The sequence below is a fragment of the Kitasatospora sp. NPDC056181 genome (assembly GCF_042266225.1).
Taxonomy (GTDB): domain Bacteria; phylum Actinomycetota; class Actinomycetes; order Streptomycetales; family Streptomycetaceae; genus Kitasatospora.
In genome coordinates this window covers 21,114-39,603 of record NZ_JBHJUK010000082.1, presented here as the reverse complement: position 1 = coordinate 39,603, position 18,490 = coordinate 21,114, and the positions used below count along the sequence as shown (strand labels likewise).

Here is an 18,490-nt window from a genome sequence, read left to right as displayed (position 1 = left end):
ACACAGCACCGCGAAATGTGAGGTCGGTGCGTCGCCTCACATTCCGCGGGGCTGTGTTGTCGAACCGGTAGGGGCAGACGCGACGAAGGGAGCCGTCGGCACCATGAGCACCCGATTCGAGCCAGGACACGGCCGGGCCGATCCGGGCCTGGACGCCCTCATGGGCGAGCGGCGACGGCTGATCAATCGCGCGTACCGGCTTCTGGGCTCCCTGACCGAGGCCGAGGACGCCGTCCAGGAGGCCTACACCCGCTGGTACGCCATGTCGCGGCAGCAACAGGACGCCATCGAGAACCCCGGCGCCTGGCTGACGACAGTTGCCGTCCGCATCTGCCTCAACCTGCTCGGCTCGGCACGGGCCAGGCGAGAGACCTACGTGGGCGAATGGATCCCGGAGCCACTGCCCGAGCATTCGGAGTGGATCAGTGGGCGGGCGGACGGTGCGACGGCCGATCCCGCCGACCGGGTCACCCTGGACGAGTCGGTCAACCTGGCCTTCCTGGTCGTACTCGAATCGATGACCCCGGCCGAACGCGTCGCGTTCATCCTGCACGACGTGTTCTGCCACTCGTTCGGCGAAGTGGCCGAGATCGTCGGACGGACCCCGGCGGCATGCCGCCAGCTGGCCTCCTCGGCCCGCCGCCGCATCCGGGCCGCACGGCCCTCCACGACTTCGGCATCCCAACGCGCCGTGGTCGTCCGGGACTTCAAGCAAGCCTGGGAGGCCAAGGACATCGACGCCCTGATCGGCCTGCTCGACCCCGATGCCACGGCGATCGCCGACGGCGGTGGCCTTGCCATCACCTTCCCGCACCCGATCGAAGGCGCTGAGCAGATCGCGCACGTCTGGCGAGAGATCGCCCGCCGCAAGCCCGACACCATGACCCTCCTGGAGCGTACGGTCAATGGTCAGCCCGGTCTGGTGGCTCAGCAGGACGGCGTCATCGTGTCGGTGTACGCGTTCGAGGTCGCGCACGACCGGATCAAGCACATCTGGGTCGTCCGCAACCCCCAGAAGCTCCATCGTTGGACGACGGGTTGAGGCGCGTTTTCCCACCGTCCGGGGGCGGTCCTTGAGCAGGTGCCCGTACAGCAGCACCTCCCGGTGGTCACTTGGTGAAGAGCGCCGGGCCCAGATTCGGCCGGTTGTCATCCCCGCCGGTCGCCGGCCGGTACGGGCCGTCAGCCGCCCGACCCGACCGGGGCCGGCGGCCACCTCGGCGCGCCCCTCAGCGCCCATGCTCGCCGTAGTCTTCACCTCCTGAACGCCCGGCCGGGGACACCGCAGAGATTACGTTCGGGTTTCAGCCTCTTGACCGCTGCGCCACGGCACGGCACGCTCCTCTCAGCGCTTGAGAGCGCTCTCAGAAAGCGCTCTCAACCGCACCGCACCGCACCGCACCGCATCGCACCGCAACCGTTCCGCCCGGCCGCTCCTCCGGCCGCCATACCCGTGCGCGAGCCTGCGCCGGCACCCACATGCACCCACATGCACCCACGTGCACCCGCTCGCGCCGCCGCACGTACCCCGCCACGCCCACCGCGCCTCCACCCACGCCACCGTGCCCACCCGCCCCGCCGTCGCCACGAAGCCCACCCGCCCCGCCTGGGAGACCTCATGCGCCGCTCCACCGCCGCCCTCGGCAGCACCGTCCTCGCCGCCGCCCTCCTGCTGACCGCCTGCAACGGTTCCAACGGATCCACCGGCTCCTCCGACGCCGCCGGCGGCAAGGTGACCATCACCGTCGACCTCTTCGGCACCTTCGGTTTCAAGGAGAGCGGCCTCTACGACGAGTACACGAAGCTGCACCCCGAGATCACCGTCAAGCAGACCGACACCCAGGACGAGGGCCAGTACTGGCAGGCCCTGCAGACCAAGCTGGCGGGTGGCGGCGGCCTTGCGGACATCCAGGGCCTGGAGGTGGGCCGGGTGGCGAGCGTGCTGCAGAAGCAGGCCGACAAGTTCACCGACCTGAAGACCCTCGGCCTCGGCGCGGTCAACGACGAGCTGGTGCCGTGGAAGGGCGCCGCAGTGAAGACCGCGGACGGCCGGGTGCTCGGCGCCGGCACCGACATCGGGCCGGAGGCGATCTGCTTCCGCACCGACCTGTTCAAGGCCGCCGGCCTGCCCACCGACCGCACCGAACTGGCCGCCCGGTGGTCGACCTGGCAGGGCTACCTCGACCTCGGCAGGCAGTACGTCGCCAAGGCCGCGCCCGGCAACGTCTGGACCGACAGCGCCGCGGGCATGTTCACCGCCGAGGTCGGCCAGCAGAAGGTCCGCTACGCCGACGAGAGCGGAAAGCCGGTCTTCGAGACCAGCCAGGCCGTGAAGACCGCCTGGGCCGACGCCGGGCGGCTCGTCGCGGACGGCCTGTCCGCGAAGCTGCCGCAGTGGAGCCCGGAGTGGAACAAGGCCTTCAGCACCGGCAGGTTCGCCACCCTGAGCTGCCCCGCCTGGATGCTCGGCTACATCAAGGGCCAGGCGGGGGAGGCCGGTTCGGGGACGTGGGACGTCGCCCCCGGCCCCGGCCGGACCGGGAACTGGGGCGGTTCGTACCTGGCCGTGCCGAGGACGGCCAAGCACCCGAAGGAGGCCGCCGACCTGATCAAGTGGCTGACCGCCAAGGAGCAGCAGACCACCCTGTTCACCAAGCAGGGCTCCTTCCCCTCCTCCGTCGGCGCGCAGGCCGCGATCAAGGACGTGACCGACCCCTACTTCGGCAACGCGCCGATCGGCCGGATCTTCAGCGAGTCGGCGGCCGCCATGCCGGCCCAGGTGCTCGGCGTGGACGACGGCGTGATCGGCAAGGCCTTCACCGACGCCCTCGGCGAGGTCGAGCGGACCGGCACCGCACCGGACTCCGCCTGGAAGCACGCGATCGACAACATCCGCAAGGCCGACGGAAGCTGACGGACAGTCCCGACGAATCCACCACGAAGACACCGCCCATGGCCACCGTCTCCTCCGCCCGCCTGCCCGCCACCGGGCCGGCGAAGGCCCGCACCCGTCGTGCCGGCCGGCTCGCGCCGTACGGCTTCCTCGCCCCGTTCTTCGGCCTCTTCGCCGCCTTCGGACTCTTCCCCCTCCTCTACACGGCGTACGTCTCGCTGCACCGCGTCGAGTTGCAGAGCGCCGACCGGATGGACTGGCTGGGCCTGCAGAACTACTCCCGCCTGCTGGCCGACCCGTTCTTCTGGAACGCGCTGCGCAACACCTTCACCATCGGCGTGCTCTCCACCGTCCCGCAGCTGCTGATGGCCCTCGGCCTGGCACACCTGCTCAACTACCGGCTGCGCGGCCGCACCTTCTTCCGGGTGGCGATGCTGCTGCCGTACGCGACCTCGGTGGCCGCCGCCACCCTGGTCTTCGCCCAGCTCTTCGGGCGTGACTACGGCCTGATCAACTGGGTGCTCGGCCAGGTCGGGCTCTCCCCGGTGGACTGGCAGGCCGGCACCTGGGCCTCGCAGTTCGGCGTCTCGGCCATCGTCACCTGGCGGTGGACCGGCTACAACGCGCTCATCTACCTGGCCGGCATGCAGGCCATCCCCGGCGAGCTGTACGAGTCGGCCGCGGTGGACGGCGCCTCCCGGTGGCAGCAGTTCCGGCACGTCACCGTCCCCGGCCTGCGCCCGACGATCGTCTTCACCGTGGTGGTCTCCACCATCGGCGCCACCCAGCTGTTCGGCGAACCGCTGCTCTACGAGGGCAACTCGCGCGGCGGGATCTCCCACCAGTACCAGACCCTCGGCCTCTACCTGTACGAGCAGGGCTGGAGCTACTTCCACCTGGGCCGGGCGGCCGCCGTCGCCTGGGTGATGTTCCTGCTGATCGTCGTACTCGCCCTGCTGAACGCGGCCGTCGCCGCCCGGCGCAACCGTACGGACCGGTGATCCCGTGACGCTCCTGCGACCGACCCCCCGACTGCGGCCGGCCCTCCGTCCGCGGTCCGCCTCCCGGCTGCGGCCGGCCCCCCGTTCGCCGCTGCACGGCGGCCCGCTCGCCTACGCGGTGCTGATCGCCGCGACCGTGGTGTTCGCCTTCCCGTTCTACTGGACGCTGGTGGCCGCCAGCCGGTCTAACGCCGAACTCAGCTCGGCCACACCGGCGTTGACCCCCGGACCGAACCTGCTGCACAACATCGGCGAGGCCCTCCAGCAGGCGGCGATCGGCGAGGCGCTGCTGAACTCGCTGATCGTGTCGGCCACCGTCACGGCCGGGGTGGTGCTCTCCTCCACGCTGGCGGGCTTCGCCTTCGCCAAGCTGCGGTTCCGCGGCCGCGGGCTGCTGCTGGGCGTCACCGTCGCCACGATGATGATCCCGCCGCAGCTCGGCGTGATCCCGCTCTTCATGCTGATCGTGCGGCTCGACCTGCAGAACACCCTGCCCTCGGTGATCCTGCCCTCGCTGGTCTCGGCCTTCGGGGTGTTCTTCATGCGGCAGTACCTGGTCCAGGCGCTGCCGGACGAGCTCGTCGAGGCCGGGCGCGTCGACGGCGCCTCGCTGCTGCGGATCTTCCGCTCGATCGTGCTGCCGGTGGCCCGGCCCGGTATGGCGGTGCTGGGCATGCTGACCTTCATGGCCACCTGGAACGACTTCTTCTGGCCGGTCGTCGCCCTCAGCTCCCAGAACCCGACCGTGCAGGTGGCGTTGAAGTCGCTCGGCCAGGGGTACGTACCCGACCAGTCGATCGTCCTGGCCGGCACCCTGATCGGCACGCTCCCCGTGCTGCTCGTCTTCGGCCTGCTGGGCCGCCAGATCGTCGGCGGCATCATGCAGGGCGCCGTCAAGGGCTGAGCCCGCGTCCGCCCCCGAGCCGGTGAGCGCGAACCAGCGACTCCGAGCCAGCAGGCGCGCACCAGCGACCCAGAAGCAGCAAGCACCCGAACCAGTAAGCGCCCGAACCGGCGACCCCGAGCCAGTACCGCGAACCACCAACCGCGAGCCAGTAATGGCGACCCGCAGCTGCGAACCCGCGACCCCGGAAGGCGACATGACCGACCAAGCCCCGCCCCTCGCGTTCCCCGCCGACTTCCTCTGGGGCGCGGCCACCGCCGCGTACCAGATCGAGGGCGCGGCCGACGAGGACGGCCGGACCCCGTCCATCTGGGACACCTTCAGCCGGACGCCCGGAAGGGTCCGCAACGGTGACACCGGTGACATCGCGACCGACCACTACCACCGCTACCGCGACGACGTCGCACTGATGGCCGAACTCGGCCTGCCCGCGTACCGGTTCTCGCTCTCCTGGCCGCGGATCCGGCCCGGTGGCAGCGGTCCGGCCAACAAGGCCGGCCTCGACTTCTACGACCGGCTGGTGGACGAGCTGCTCGCCCACGGCATCGCGCCGGTCGCGACGCTCTACCACTGGGACCTCCCACAGGAGTTGGAGGACGCCGGCGGCTGGACGGCCCGGTCCACCGCCGACCGCTTCGCCGAGTACGCCGCGCTGGCCGCCGGCCGCCTGGGTGACCGCATCGCCACCTGGACGACGCTCAACGAGCCCTGGTGCAGCGCCTTCCTCGGCTACGGCAGCGGCGTCCACGCCCCGGGTCGCGCCGACCCGGCCGCGGCCCTCGCCGCCCACCACCACCTGCTGCTCGCCCACGGCCTGGCCGTCGGCGCACTGCGGGCCGAACTCCCGCCCACGGCAAGGGTTTCGCTCACCCTCAACCTGGCCGCCGTCCGCCCGCTCACCGACGGCCCGGCCGACCGGGAGGCGGCCCGGCGGATCGACGGCCTGGCCAACCGGATCTTCCTCGACCCGGTCTTCCACGGCCGGTACCCGGCCGACGTGCTCGCCGACACCGCGCACGTCACCGACTGGTCCTTCGTCCGGGACGGCGACCTCGCGGAGATCTCCCGCCCGCTGGACTCCCTGGGCATCAACTACTACACCCCGACCGTGGTCGCCGCCGACGACCCGGCCGGCCAGGCCCCCCGCCAGGACGGCCACGGCGGCGGCGAACGCTCCGCCTGGCCGGCCGACCACGGCATCCGCTTCCTGCCCGCCGAGGGCGAACGCACCGCGATGGGCTGGCCGGTGGACGCCGAGGGCCTGTACGAACTGCTCACCCGGCTGCGCGACGAACTGCCCGGCCTGCCCCTGCTGGTCACCGAGAACGGCGCCGCCTACGACGACTACAGCGACCCGGCGGGCGCCGTCCACGACCCCGAGCGGATCGCCTACCTGCACGCCCACCTCACCGCCGTCCACCGTGCGATCGCCGCCGGCGTGCCCGTTCGGGGCTACTTCCTCTGGTCCCTCCTCGACAACTTCGAGTGGGCGTACGGCTACGGCAAGCGGTTCGGCATGGTCCACGTCGACTTCGCCTCCCAGCGGCGCACCCCCAAGGACAGCGCCCGCTGGTACGCCGAGGTCGTCCGCTCGGGCACGCTCCGGTCCCCGGTCTGAGCGCCCCGGCGCGCGGCCCGGCCGGAGGAGAGCCGAAAATCCACTGGCGCGGGCCCGGCCCGGTTGGCCAGGCTGCGGCGCATGGACTGGATGCCCCTGCTCTCCACGCTCACCGGTGCCGGTATCGGAATCGCCGCCACCCTGATCGCCGACCGCACCCGCTGGCGGCGCGAGCAGGCCCGGCACGCGCTGGACGTGCGGCGCGAGGCGTACACGGAGTTCGTCTCCGCGCTCAAGGCGGCGGGTGAGGAGATCCGGGCCGTGGCCCTCGGCGACCACCGGTCCGAGGCGGCGCGGGACGCGGCCGTGCGGGAGGCCTTCCGCAGCACCGGTCTTTACACGGCGAGCGAGCGCCTCTGGCTCGTCGGGCCGACGCCGGTCGTCACGGCGGGCAACGAGGCCTTCCTCAGCCTGCGCCGGCTCCGTGACGCCTACGCCCGCGGGGTGGCCGTCGGCTCCGTCGAGGACGCTCCGCTGATCGCCCAGCGCCGCACCGCCATGGCCCGGATGCGCGGCCTGATGCGCGAGGACCTCGGCATCGGGCCGCTGGGCTTCGAGTGACTCCGTACCCCGGCGCGCCGCCCGGGGCCGGGCTCAGGGCCGGGTGCCGGGGTCCTCGTGCCGGGAGCCGGGAGACCCGCCCATCATCCGGAGCATGGCGCGGCCGCCGGTGCGCAGGAACCGGATCACCAGGGCGGCGGCCAGGGCGAGGAAGAGGATGTTGAGAAAGGTGGTGTAGTTCCAGGAGACGCCTTCGGTCGGCACCTTCGCGGTGGCGGGGTCCGGGACGAGGCCGAGCACGCCGAAGACGAGCTCGACGACGTAGCCGGCGACGACCATGGCGCCGTAGAAGGTGACGAGGAGGAAGACCGCCGTCCTGCGGCCGTAGTACTTCCGGTAGATGTTGAGGATCGGCAGGATCAGCAGGTCGGCGAAGATGAAGGAGACGACGCCGCCGAAGCTGATTCCCCCGGTCCAGAGCACCACGGCGAGCGGGACGTTGCCGATCGAGCAGACGAAGGACAGCATCGCCACCACCGGGCCGATCAGCGGGCCCCAGAGCTTGGCGGCGACCGGGTGCCCGGCGAAGAAGAAGGAGTGCCAGAACGAGTCCGGGACCCACGCGGCGATCGCCCCGGCGATCAGCAGCCCGAGGACCAGGTCCCGGAGGATCGCGGCCCACTCCATGACGAACACGTGGGAGACCGAGGTGTAGCCCTCACGGGAGATGAGCCGCGCGGCGAACGAGCCCTCGCGCTGCACCGACATGTCCATCGCCGCGTGGCCCTCCATGGAGCCGGCCCGCCCCTTCCCGGCCTGGTGGCGGGCCTCGCGCAGCAGGTGCTCGGGGAGGAACCGCCGGAACAGCACCGCCAGCACCGCGATCATGACGGGGCCGCCGACGAACTCGGCGGCGGTGAACTGCCAGCCCATCAGCAGTGCCAGGATGATGCCGAGTTCGACGACCAGGTTGGTGGAGGCGATCTCGAACGCCATGGCCGCGGTGAAGTCGGCGCCCTTGCGGAACAGGGACCGGGCCAGCGCGACAGCGGCGTAGGAGCAGGACGAGGAGGCCGCCCCCAGCCCGGCGGCGCGGGCGAGTGTTCGGGGGCGGTCGTCGCCGAGCACCGAGACGATCGTGGACCTGCGCGCCACGGCCTGGACGCCGGCCGACAGGACGAAGCCCAGAATCAGGGCCCAGGTGATCTCCCAGGTCATCGAGCCGGTGATCGACAGGGCGTGCAGGATCGCGTTCATCCCGTCAGCCTTCCGCGGCCGGACCGGCTGTGGGCACCGGACACACCGGAACGCCTGGTCAACGGCAACCGTCCGCCTTTCTGGTTCGTCCGAACGGGGTGGGGTAGGGTCGCCAGAACCACGCCCGTTACAGCCAGGGGGAGGGCCGGTTCGGCGCTATGACCAGGGAACTCGTCAAGGCCTCGCGCGTGCGCATAGCCGATCTGACACCGGGGACCGACCTCTATCTCGGGGTGTACCTGAGCGCGCCCGGCCTGGTGTTCGACATCAGCTGCTTCGGGCTGGACGCCGAGGAACGGCTCAGCGACGACCGCTACTTCGTCTTCTTCAACCAGCCCGCCAGCCCCGAGGGCTCGATCCGCCTGCTGGGCGCGCAGTCCGGTGACACCGAGGCGTTCCGGGTGGTGCTGCCGGACGTCCCGCCGGCCATCCACCGGCTGAGCCTGACGGCGACCATCGACGGCGACGGGCGCATGGCGCAGGTGGCCTCCGGGTACGTCCGGCTGGTCGCGGACGGCGTGGAGGTCGGCCGCTACTCGTTCACCGGAGCGGAGTTCAGCACCGAGCGTGCGGTGATGCTGGCGGACGTCTACCGGCGGAACGGGGAGTGGCGCTTCACCCCGGTCGGCCAGGGCTTCGACGGAGGCCTGCGGGCGCTGCTGGAGAACTTCGGCGGCGAGGTGATCGAGGACGAGCCGGAGGCGGCCCAGGCAGCGGCGGCTCAGGCACCCGTCGTGCCGGTGCCGACCGTTCAGTCGCCCGTCGCGCCGGTGCCGACCGTTCAGTCGCCCGTCGTGCCCGCGCCGACCGTTCAGGTGCCCGTCGTGCCGGCGCCCGCCGGTGAGGCCGCGGCCGTCCGGCTGCCGCCTCCGCCGCCCCCGCCGGGCGTGCCGCCGGAGCCGCCCGCGCGGCCGGGAGTCCGGATCAGCCTGGTGAAGTACGCCGAGGTCCCCGAGCAGACCGGCTGGGTGCAGCAGAACGACCACCTCGTCCGCTACACCCTCACCAAGGGGCAGGACGTCCTCGCCCTGCACGGCAGCATGGTGGCCTACCAGGGCCGGGCCGAGTTCGCCCACGAGAGCTCCGGGGTGCTGCGCAAGCTGACGGGCAACCTCACCGGGCAGACGCTGAAGCTGATGCGGGTGACCGGCGAGGGCCAGGTGTTCCTGGCCGACGAGGCGAGCCACCTCCACACGGTGCGGCTGGAGGGCGACGCGATCTGTGTCAGCTCCGACCGGGTGCTGGCCTTCGACGCGCACCTGGAGCACGAGGTCCGCCGGATCGAGGGCGAGGGCCTGCCGAACGGGGGCTTCTACACGCTCCAGTTCAGCGGTCACGGCACGGTCGTGGTGAAGACCAACGGCATCCCGGTGGTGCTTCCGGTCACCCCCGGGCCGGAGACGTACGCCGACGTCCACGCACTGGTCGCCTGGTCGCGCGGAGCACAGGTGATCACCACGGCGCCGGTGCGGATCCGGCGCTCCGCCTACGCGGGGCACGCCGCGGAGTCGTACAGCCTTCAGTTCAGGGGCGGGCCGGGCAACTTCATCGTGGTCCAGCCGTTCGAGGTGTGAGCCGGGCAGAGAGCCCCGGGCAAGGAGGTCGGGAATGGAGCGGCAGCTGCTGTCGGGCACGTACCTGGAGGGCTGCACGGCCGTACCGGCCACGGCCCGGATGGCCAACCACGGCGGTGCGATGTGCAGGGTCGCCGTGACGAGCGGGCAGGACGTGCTCGCCAAGGCGGGCGCGATGGTGGCCTACGACGGCTTCCTCCAGTACGAGCCGGTGTCGCAGTCGTTCCGCCGCACGCTGGGCGAGTGGGCGTCGGGCGAGCGCAGCCCGCTGCTGCGGTGGTTCGGGGACGGCACGCTCTACCTGGCCGACTTCGGCGCGGACGTGCTCAACCTCCAGCTCGACGACGAGTCGCTGTCGGTCAACGGCTCGCACCTGCTGGCCCTGGACTCATCGCTGGGCTGCACCGTCGAGAAGGTGAAGGGGCCGGCGCTGCTGGCCGGCACCGGCCTCTACAACGTGACGGTGAGCGGCAGCGGCTGGGTGTCGGTCACCTCCCGCGGCGTTCCGGTGGTGCTGGACTGCGCCGAGGCCGAGACCTACGTCGACCCGGACGCGCTGGTCGCCTGGACGACGGGGCTGGAGATCAGGACCCGGCGGACCCTCAAGGTCGGCGCGCTGATCGGCCGGGGCAGCGGCGAGGCGGTGCAACTGGGCTTCAGGGGCTCGGGGTTCGTCGTCGTCCAGCCCAGCGAGGACACGTCCGACCGACTCAAGATCCGCGGCTGAACAGCCCGCAGCTGAGGAGCAACGAGCACCGTGCAGAGTCCCCTTCTCGACCACACCGCCCTCGTCGGCGACGAGCGCTTCGCCCTGCAGAACCCGCAGCTGCTGCGGGTCTCGCTGGACGGGCGGGCCGAGGTGCTGGCGCGTACCGGCGCGATGGTGGCGCACACCGGTCGGGTCCGGTTCACCGCCTGGAGGCCGCCCCGCAGCCAGCGCAACCAGCAGGGCGGCCAAGGCGGGTGGCGGGGTGGCGCCGGCGCGGCGCAGCCCGCCGCCCTGGACCTGATGCGCTGCACCGGCACCGGCACGGTCTACCTGGCCAACCTCGCCCAGCACCTGCACATCCTGGAGCTGCAGCGCGACCGGCTGACGATCACCAGCAACTACGTCCTCGCCCTCGACGCCGGCATCGCGTGGCAGGCGGTCGGGATCGAGGGCGGGGAGCGGATCTCCGGCGTCGGCAGCCGCAGCCTGGAACTGTCGGGCCGCGGCACGGTGGTGGTGATGACCTCGGGCCGGCCGCTGGTGATGCCGGTCCGGGCGGGCGAGTACGTCTACGCGGACGCGGACGCCGTGGTCGGCTGGTCCTCGGCGCTGGAGGTGCAGCTCCAGGCGCAGAGCGCCAACACGGAGGCCTGGCGCCGGCGCGGCACCGCGACCGAGGGGTGGGAGCTGTCGTTCACCGGTGACGGCTTCGTCATCGTCCAGCCCAGCGAGCTGCTGCCGCCGCAGCGCGTGCCGCTGCGCTGACCCCCGCAGGAGCGGTGCCGCGCGCTCACCGCAGGAGCGGTGCCGTGCGTGCTCACCGCCGCCGGGTGAAGCCGCCTTCGACCAGGTAGAAGTCCGCGTCCCCCCGGACGGGCACCTCGCACCTGGCGGCGGCGGGCGGGGCGGTCGGGTCGTCGTAGCGCGGGATGCGCCAGCCGACCCGGCGGTGGCCGCTGTCGTCGGTGTAGAAGCTGAAGGCGGTCTCGGGATGCCAGGAGTCCCTCGGCGTGGGCTGGGGTCGGCCGGGCGGCATGGTGATGGTCAGTGACGAGACCGTCCCGGTGAGGGCCGTGGTGGAGCCCCTGGTGATCAGGCAGTCGACGTCGATCTCGGCGTTCACGACGCCCCCCTCGGGGAACTCGTGCCGGATCGTGGCGTGCCCCCGTGCCTCGGTCGAGCCCGTGGTGCTGCCGGGCCGGTGCCGGGAGTGGGCGTCGACGAGGAGGGTGAGCCGGTCGTCCTTGGGGACGGGGCCGGTCGTGTCGAGCCGTGCCCACCCCCGCAGGTCCGCCTTCGGGCCGGCCGCCGCCGAGGCGGCCGGGGCCGCGAACACCGCCGCGGCGGTCAGGACCGCCATGCCTGCGAATATCCGACGCATCGTCACATCTCTTTCATTTGGCGTGCTTTGCTCTTCCGGCCGCCGGGGCCGTGATTCAAAGATCGCAGCGGCCGGGCGCCCCGGTCCTCCGTCGTGGGAACGGTCCCCCTCACCCGTGCGGGGGAGGAAAGCTCTTGCTGACGTCTTGTCAGGAAGGAGGCCTGTCTCTACCGTCGAGTAACGCCATCGGGCGAACCCTCGTCCCGGGCCCTGCTCGCACCCGCGAAGGAGCGGCGATGTCTCACGCCAGACCCCGGCCGGACTCCGGTTCCCACCGCAACCCCCGCCGCACCAGAGCCATCGGCGCCCTCGCCGCAGTCGCCGTCCTGTCCCTTGCCGCCGCAGCCCCGGCGGGCGCGGCGGGTGCGGCAGGTGCGGCCTCCGAGCGGACGGAGGGGCTGCGCGAGGTGCTGTTCGTGGGCAACAACTGGGACGGCACCGCGGACGTCATCCACTCCAGCGGCGACCTGGCCCGGATCGGCCGCCTCAACGTCGTCCCCGACAAGGACCAGCGGCTCGCCGAGATCTACCTCAACCCCGTCAAACTCGCCTACTTCCTGGGCATCCGCCTGGGCCCGGGAGAGGGCCACGACCAGTTCGTCGACGACATGTACTCCACCCCGGACGGGTCCGCGGTGGTCGTCTCCCGGCCGAGCTTCGCCGACGTCGTCTCCCTCGACGTCGCCACCGGCCGGATCAACTGGCGCTTCCCCGTGTCGGGTTACCGCTCCGACCACATGGCGCTCTCCCCGGACGGCACCCGGGTGGCGGTCTCCGCCTCCACCTCCAACACGGTCCACGTGCTCGACGTCCGCACCGGTGCGCAGCTCGGCTCCTTCGCGACCGGCGACAAGCCCCACGAGAACCTCTTCACCGACGGCGGGCGGCGGATCTGGAACATGTCCATCGGCGAGGTCAACACCGCCCTCGACGCCCCGTGGCTGGACTGGACGAAGGGCGACCGCCGGATCACCGTGGTCGACGCCGACACCTTCGCACAGGTCAAGGTCATCGACATGCGGGAGCGGCTCGACGCCGCCGGCCGCTCGGACCTCTCCGACGCGGTCCGCCCGGCCGCCTTCACCCCCGACGGGTCGACGCTCTACTTCCAGGTGTCCTTCTTCAACGGCCTGGTCGAGTACGACGTCGCCACCGACCGGATCACCCACGTCAAGACGCTGCCGAAGAACCCCGCGACCAGCGAGGACCGCACCACCTGGGTCAACGACTCACGCCACCACGGCCTGTCGGTGAACCCGGCCGGCGACAAGCTCTGCGTCGCCGGCACCATGGACGACTACGCGACGGTGGTCGACCGCGCCACCCTCCAGGAGGGACCGCTGGTGCCCGCCTCGAAGCCCTACTGGGCCACCGTCAGCGGCGACGGCAAGTCCTGCGTGATCTCCGAGAGCGGCGCCGACCAGGTCACCGCGATCGACTTCGCGACCGGACGGAAGACCGCCTCGGTGCCGGTCGGCGACCATCCGCAGCGCGTACGCCTCGGCCACGTGCCGGCCGGCTGGACTGGCCCCTCGGCGCGGTGACCACGGGCCCGGGCGCGGGCGCGGGCCCGCGGCCCGGTTCCTCGCCCGGGCGCCGGGTCGCCGGGTCGCCGCACCCGGGTTCCGGTACGCCTGATGCCGCCACGCCAGGTCTCGGCACCTGCTGCCGCTACGCCTGGTAGACGATCAGGAAGTCGTCGTAGACGTGCCGCCCGGGCCGGCCGGCCACCTCGCCGAGCGCGCGGCGGATGTCGTGCAGCTGGCCGACCGTCATCTGCAGCGGCGGCTCGTCGGGCTGGTAGGTGTAGCGGATCGGGTAGTCGACGCCGGGCTCGTTGGTCATCTCGATGTGGCAGCCGAGCACGTGGCTGACCGGGTGGGCGTCCGCGAAGGCGATCAGCCGGTCGACGGTCGCGACGTACGCGTCCCAGTCGGCGACGTACAGGCGGCCCGGGTAGACGGTGTCACCGGTGAGCAGGAAGCCGGTGAACGGGTCGTAGTAGGTGATCGCCGCCGCGTGGTGGCCGGGGCTGGCCAGGCACGTCAGGACCCGGCCGCCGAGGTCGAGCAGGGCCGACGTGCCGGGATCGTCACCGAGGCCGAGGAACTCCCGGACGGTGTCCAGCGCGGCGTCCACCACCACCGTGTTCGGCCGGCCGGCGAACTGGGCGTCCCCCGCGACGTGGTCGCCGTGCCCGTGGCTGTGCAGGACGAGCAGCTGGTAGCCGGCGCGCGGGTGGCGGGCGAGCCAGTCCGCGACCAGCCCGTCGACGACGCGCCGCAGCGGGAAGTACTCGGGGGAGGCGGTGGCGCCGGTGTCGATCAGGACCGCGCGCTCGTCGCCGAACAGCAGGAAGAGGAACGGGGCCTCGTAGTTGACCGCCTTGTTCTGCCGCAGGATGACGGTGTGCTCGTCGTAGTGGTGGACCTGGAGCTCGGGGTCGGTGTTGTGCTTCGCCGACTCGGAGCCGTGGATCCAGCGCACGTCGAGCGAGCGCCGCGCGGCCTGCGCGGCCGGGTCCGAGAAGTCCACCGGGATCGGGCCGGAGGTCATGCGCGTTCTCCCGTCAACGGGCTCCACGCCGGGCGGGAAGGCCGGTTGCCGCCCCCGTCCGGCGTCGGCTCGGCAGTGAGCCGCCCTGGCGAACCTACCAGGCACCCGCCGCCCGCCCCGGTCCTGCCCCGGTCCCGCCCTGGTCCTGCCCTGGCGGCCAACTCCCCGGCCCTTCAAGGCGATGCTCGTGGGCCCCGAGCCCCGGGGCCGTCCTGGGCGGTGTGCGGGTGGTCCTCGGGCGGAACGCGGATGATCTGTAGTCATATGATCCGCTATATTCGCCGCGCGGCCCGTGGGGAGCGGGCGCCTCCGCCTACCTCACCGGGAATCCAGCCACCGTGTCGCAGCCTCTCGACGATCCGTCCTCCGCCGTGCCCGCACCCCCGGCGGAGGCCGCAGGCCCCGCCGTACCGCCGCCGGGCCCGGCCGACCCCTTTGCGCCGCCACCGGCCGGGCCGGCGGCCTACGGCCCGGGCGTCCACGGATGGCCGCCGAACGCGCCGGGCCAGCCGGTACGGAAGCGCTTGAGCGGACTCGCCGTCACCTCGCTCGTGCTCGGCGTCCTCGGGTTCGTCCCGCCGCTGTCACTGGTGTCGTTCGGGTTCTCCATCGGCGCCTTCCGGCGGATCTCGCGCCGCAGCCAGCGCGGCTTCGGCCTCGCCGTCGGAGGGCTCGTGTTCTCCTGCTTCTGGGGGCTCGTCACCGTCGCGGTGGCGGTGCTCCTCGCCTTCGTCTTCCACGACCTCTCGTCGGGCCCCGAGCGAGGCCCGGACGGCCGGCCGAAGTACGCCGGGCCGGCGGGCCAGTGGTACCTGAAGGCGGGCGACTGCGCCACCGACTACCTGTCGCCGAGCCGCGACCACGACCCGGACGACTACCAGGTCGTCCCGTGCGACCAGCCGCACCGGTACGAGGTGTTCGCGGTGGTCCACATCCCCGGCGGGGCCTCCTACCCCGGAGTGGACGCCGTCAGCGAGACCGCCGAGCGGCTCTGCCAGGAGCGGCAGAGCGGCACGGAGCGGCCGCGGGGCGCCGGCATGGGCATGTCCTACCCGTCGGCGGCCGCCTGGTGGGTGCCCGGCGACCACGAGGCGCTCTGCTACTACAGCTCGGCGACGGAGTGGACCGGCCCGGTCAAGCCGGCCACCCCGACCGGCACTCCGACGACGATCTGACCGCACCCCGGCGACGGCCCGACCGCCGCCGCCACGAGCGCGGTGACGGGGCGTCCGGAACCGCGCTCGCGTCGTCACTCGGGCGATCCCGATGTCCTGACTCGGGCGATCCCGCTGTCCTGGATCCGTGTGCCCAGGCCGGCCCGCGCGGCCGGACGGGTCCGCGGACCCGGATACCGGAGCGGTCGGTCCGCAGAGCCGGCCTGCCGCCCGGGGCGGCGTGTCGAGGGCTCGGGAACGGGCGTGCGATCAGTCGTCGAGAAGCCGGTCGACCGCGGCGTCGATGTCGAGGTGGCGGCTCTCCGAACCGGCGGGCACCAGCGCGAACGAGTCGGCGAGGAACGCGGTGACGGCGTCGGCCGGAGCACTGAGCACCGCCCTGCCGACGGGCCCCTCCAAGGTGATCAGCACCTCGCCCGCGCACCCGGGACACACCTTCACGTCCCCGCTTCCGGCCGGGGCGTGGCGTCCCTCGTCCAGCAGCTCACGGCTGAAGTACCAGCACACCTGGGGATCGCTGCCCGTGCAGCTGCACCCGGCCAGGGGGAACGAGAGGCACGCCGCGTAGGGGAGGCCGGGGTCGAAGCTGAGCTGCGCGTCCACCGCGACATCGGGCAGCGGGCTGTCGGGGAACGTGACGGGCAACGGGTGAACGGCGGACCTCGGCATCGGTTCGTCCTCCTGGGGCGCTGCGCCGGCCCCCGGTGGGCCGACCTCACCCGGGCGCCTACCCGGCACCTGGCGTACCAGTCGGCAGGTCCGGAACCTCCACAACTCCTCTGCACGCAGCATGCGTTGTCGAAGCCATGGCCGAGGCACCGGCGATCCGGTCAGCCGGTCAGCCGGTCAGCCGGTCAGCCGGTCAGCCAGCCACCGGCCGGTGACGACCCGGGCCGTGACGACCCGGGCCGGTGACGACCGCCCGGTGACGACCCGGGCCGGTGCACGGCGTCAGTAGGGCATCGGGCGACCGGACGGGGTCCGCAGGTCGAGCGGGGGCCGCGGCTGCGGGCGGGCCGGGTGCTTGGCGATCCTGATCCGTTCCATCGCGATCACCTTCTCGGGGAGGACTCCACCATGGCCCGGAGCCCGGCACGGGTCCCAGAGGCCCCGGCCCCCCGTTCGGGGACGGGCCAGGACCCCTCGCGGGTGGGGCGTCCGGCCCATGCGCACGGGCACCCGCGGGACCGCCGCGAGCCGCGGCTCGCGAGTCCCGCCCCGGCCTCGCCGCAGGCCTCACACCAGCGCGGCGCCCCAGGCACGGGCCCGGTCGAGCTCGCCCTCGCGGAGCGGGCCGTCGCCGTCCTCGACGATGAAGCCCTCCGGTTCGGCGACCACGTCGTAGTGGTGGCGGGAGAGCCGCTGGGCGATGCCCGCGGCCGCGCCGCCGCTGCCGGGCGAGGCTCCCCGGGTGTCGAAGGCCGCGGCGTGCGTGCCGTGCTCCGTCTTGGGGAGCTGGTGGAACCAGTTGCGCAGGCCCGGGCCCTCGGCGGTCTCGTGCGCCTCGTGGGCGGCGTCCTCGTGCCCTTCCTTCTTCGCCTCGGCCATGGCGGCCATCCGGCGGCTGAGCCCGGAGGACATGCCGCGCATGTGGGTGGGACCCCCGACCACCAGGAGGTCCGCCGTCCGGGCGACGTCGGCGTCCGCCCGGGCGACCGGGAGGCAGTCGACCGACGCCTGGGGGTCGGCCTGGTGGACACCCTCGGCGATGGCCTCGGCGATCTCGCGGGTGTTGCCGTACATGCTCTCGTACACGATCACGGTGTGCATGGCTCTCACCTCTCGTCACCTGTCGTCACCACCAGGCTGCCGCGCCGTGCGGGCCGGCGGCGTGGGCCGTTCGGCCCGGCCGGGCCGCCGAACGGTCCCGGGCGGGATCACCCGGGCGAGGTCACCCGGGCGAGGTCACCCGGGAGGGATCACCCTGAAGACGTCACCCCGCAGAGGTCACCCGGCACCGGGCCCCTGGCCCGCGCGCCGCCGGGCTCAGTCGTGCGGGACGACGGCGACCGGGCAGCGGACGTGGTGGATCGCGGCGTGGGCCACCGAACCCAGGTGCGCACCCAGCGGCGACCTGCGGAGCCGACGGCCGATCACGACCAGCCCGGCCGCCGCCGAGGTCTCCACCAACGCCGCGGCGGCGCTGCCCTGGACGAGGTCGGGCACCACCTCGACCCCGGGATACCGCGACCGCCAGGGTGCCAGGAGGTTGGCGAGGCGCCCCGTCTCGACCGTCGACTGTTCCTGGTCGAAGGCGCCGATCGCGTCCAGCGCCATGTGGCTGCTGGTCCGCGGCGACCAGGCGTGGACGACCCGCAGCGGCGCCGGGCGCCGGTCGGCGACCGCGAAGGCGAACGCCAGGACGGCGTCGGCCGGGTGGTCGAGGTCCACCCCGGCGACGACCTCCCGACCCGCGTCGTCGGCCCGGTCCCCGCCGTCCCCGCTGCCGTCCTCGCCGTCTCCGCCCTTGCCGTCGCTCCCGCCGTCTCCCGCCCGGACCAGCACCACCGGGCAGGTGGCCCTGCGCAGCACCTGGTGGCTCACCGATCCGACCAGGAAGCCGCGCACGGTGCTCAGCCCGCGCGAGCCGAGCACCAGCAGGGAGGCGGTCCGTCCGGCGGCCTCCAGCGCCTCGGCCGGGTCCTTGTGGACGTGTGCCGAGGTCACCTCCAGGCCGGCGAGTTCCGCCCGCAGGTCGGCCTCCCGGGCGGCCAGCCGCTGACGGCTCAGGGTGATCGCCTCGTGCGTCCCGACCACGTCGGTGCTCGGCCACGGCCAGGCCTGCAGGATCTCCAGGGGGAGCCCCTGGCGCAGCGCCTCCCGGGCCGCCCATCCGGTGGCGGCGAGGCTCTCGGGCGAGCCGTCGAAACCGACGACGACGGGTCCGTTCATGGGTTCCTCCGGTAGTCGGACGGGACCGC

General features: G+C 72.8%; 17 protein-coding genes. 11 read left to right on the top strand and 6 right to left on the bottom strand.

Annotation, left to right across the window (positions count from 1 at the left end):
* The first annotated feature begins 103 nt into the window (after positions 1-103).
* The 6 genes from sigJ to ACFC1F_RS27245 all read left to right on the top strand — a co-directional run bounded on the left by sigJ (position 104) and on the right by ACFC1F_RS27245 (position 6,977).
* A complete protein-coding gene (gene sigJ / locus ACFC1F_RS27270; protein WP_376162145.1) occupies positions 104-1,042 on the top strand; it encodes an RNA polymerase sigma factor SigJ in 939 nt (312 codons plus the stop codon).
* A gap of 576 nt (positions 1,043-1,618) precedes the next feature.
* Positions 1,619-2,914, top strand: a complete 1,296-nt coding sequence (locus ACFC1F_RS27265) for an extracellular solute-binding protein (protein ID WP_376162143.1) — start codon at positions 1,619-1,621, stop codon at positions 2,912-2,914.
* A gap of 38 nt (positions 2,915-2,952) precedes the next feature.
* Positions 2,953-3,894 carry a carbohydrate ABC transporter permease gene (locus ACFC1F_RS27260; protein ID WP_376162141.1) on the top strand — a complete coding sequence of 314 codons (942 nt, stop codon included), beginning with the start codon at positions 2,953-2,955 and terminating at the stop codon, positions 3,892-3,894.
* A gap of 4 nt (positions 3,895-3,898) precedes the next feature.
* Positions 3,899-4,798: a carbohydrate ABC transporter permease gene (locus ACFC1F_RS27255; RefSeq protein WP_376162139.1), complete on the top strand. Its 900-nt coding sequence runs from the start codon at positions 3,899-3,901 to the stop codon at positions 4,796-4,798.
* 196 nt (positions 4,799-4,994) lie between these two features.
* Entirely contained in the window at positions 4,995-6,416 is a 1,422-nt protein-coding gene (locus ACFC1F_RS27250; protein ID WP_376162137.1) for a GH1 family beta-glucosidase, read from the top strand.
* A gap of 81 nt (positions 6,417-6,497) precedes the next feature.
* On the top strand, positions 6,498-6,977 hold the full coding sequence (locus ACFC1F_RS27245) for a hypothetical protein (RefSeq protein WP_376162135.1): 480 nt from the start codon (positions 6,498-6,500) through the stop codon (positions 6,975-6,977).
* Between the two features lie 33 nt (positions 6,978-7,010).
* Here ACFC1F_RS27245 and ACFC1F_RS27240 read toward each other — a convergent pair whose 3' ends face one another.
* A complete protein-coding gene (locus ACFC1F_RS27240) occupies positions 7,011-8,174 on the bottom strand; it encodes a permease (protein ID WP_376162133.1) in 1,164 nt (387 codons plus the stop codon).
* Positions 8,175-8,332: 158 nt separating this feature from the next.
* On the opposite strand from ACFC1F_RS27240, the gene ACFC1F_RS27235 reads away from it, so the two are divergent.
* Genes ACFC1F_RS27235 through ACFC1F_RS27225 form a run of 3 tightly spaced genes read left to right on the top strand, consistent with a single transcriptional unit; the run spans position 8,333 to position 11,222 of the window.
* Entirely contained in the window at positions 8,333-9,748 is a 1,416-nt protein-coding gene (locus ACFC1F_RS27235) for a TerD family protein (RefSeq protein ID WP_376162131.1), read from the top strand.
* A 34-nt stretch (positions 9,749-9,782) separates the two neighbouring features.
* Positions 9,783-10,475, top strand: coding sequence for an AIM24 family protein (locus tag ACFC1F_RS27230; RefSeq protein ID WP_376162129.1), 693 nt, complete (start codon positions 9,783-9,785; stop codon positions 10,473-10,475).
* 30 nt (positions 10,476-10,505) lie between these two features.
* Complete coding sequence (locus ACFC1F_RS27225) at positions 10,506-11,222, top strand: AIM24 family protein (protein WP_376162127.1); 717 nt, start codon at positions 10,506-10,508, stop codon at positions 11,220-11,222.
* A 52-nt stretch (positions 11,223-11,274) separates the two neighbouring features.
* Here ACFC1F_RS27225 and ACFC1F_RS27220 read toward each other — a convergent pair whose 3' ends face one another.
* Positions 11,275-11,817: a hypothetical protein gene (locus tag ACFC1F_RS27220; RefSeq protein WP_376162125.1), complete on the bottom strand. Its 543-nt coding sequence runs from the start codon at positions 11,815-11,817 to the stop codon at positions 11,275-11,277.
* Positions 11,818-12,074: 257 nt separating this feature from the next.
* Here ACFC1F_RS27220 and ACFC1F_RS27215 point away from each other — a divergent pair, with 257 nt between their 5' ends.
* Entirely contained in the window at positions 12,075-13,382 is a 1,308-nt protein-coding gene (locus tag ACFC1F_RS27215; RefSeq protein WP_376162123.1) for a YncE family protein, read from the top strand.
* Positions 13,383-13,509: 127 nt separating this feature from the next.
* On the opposite strand, the gene ACFC1F_RS27210 is transcribed toward ACFC1F_RS27215, so the two are convergent.
* The gene (locus ACFC1F_RS27210) at positions 13,510-14,394 is read right to left on the bottom strand and encodes an MBL fold metallo-hydrolase (protein WP_376162121.1); all 885 of its coding nucleotides are present in this window, start codon (positions 14,392-14,394) and stop codon (positions 13,510-13,512) included.
* A 524-nt stretch (positions 14,395-14,918) separates the two neighbouring features.
* On the opposite strand from ACFC1F_RS27210, the gene ACFC1F_RS27205 reads away from it, so the two are divergent.
* A complete protein-coding gene (locus ACFC1F_RS27205) occupies positions 14,919-15,569 on the top strand; it encodes a septum formation family protein (protein WP_376162119.1) in 651 nt (216 codons plus the stop codon).
* A 249-nt stretch (positions 15,570-15,818) separates the two neighbouring features.
* Here the strand turns inward: ACFC1F_RS27205 and ACFC1F_RS27200 are convergent, their stop codons facing one another.
* From ACFC1F_RS27200 to ACFC1F_RS27190, 3 genes are all read right to left on the bottom strand, one after another.
* Positions 15,819-16,238, bottom strand: coding sequence for an SsgA family sporulation/cell division regulator (locus ACFC1F_RS27200; RefSeq protein WP_376162117.1), 420 nt, complete (start codon positions 16,236-16,238; stop codon positions 15,819-15,821).
* 567 nt (positions 16,239-16,805) lie between these two features.
* Entirely contained in the window at positions 16,806-17,339 is a 534-nt protein-coding gene (locus tag ACFC1F_RS27195) for a flavodoxin domain-containing protein (RefSeq protein WP_209410716.1), read from the bottom strand.
* 216 nt (positions 17,340-17,555) lie between these two features.
* Positions 17,556-18,461, bottom strand: coding sequence for a universal stress protein (locus ACFC1F_RS27190; RefSeq protein ID WP_376162114.1), 906 nt, complete (start codon positions 18,459-18,461; stop codon positions 17,556-17,558).
* Between the last annotated feature and the right edge of the window lie 29 nt (positions 18,462-18,490).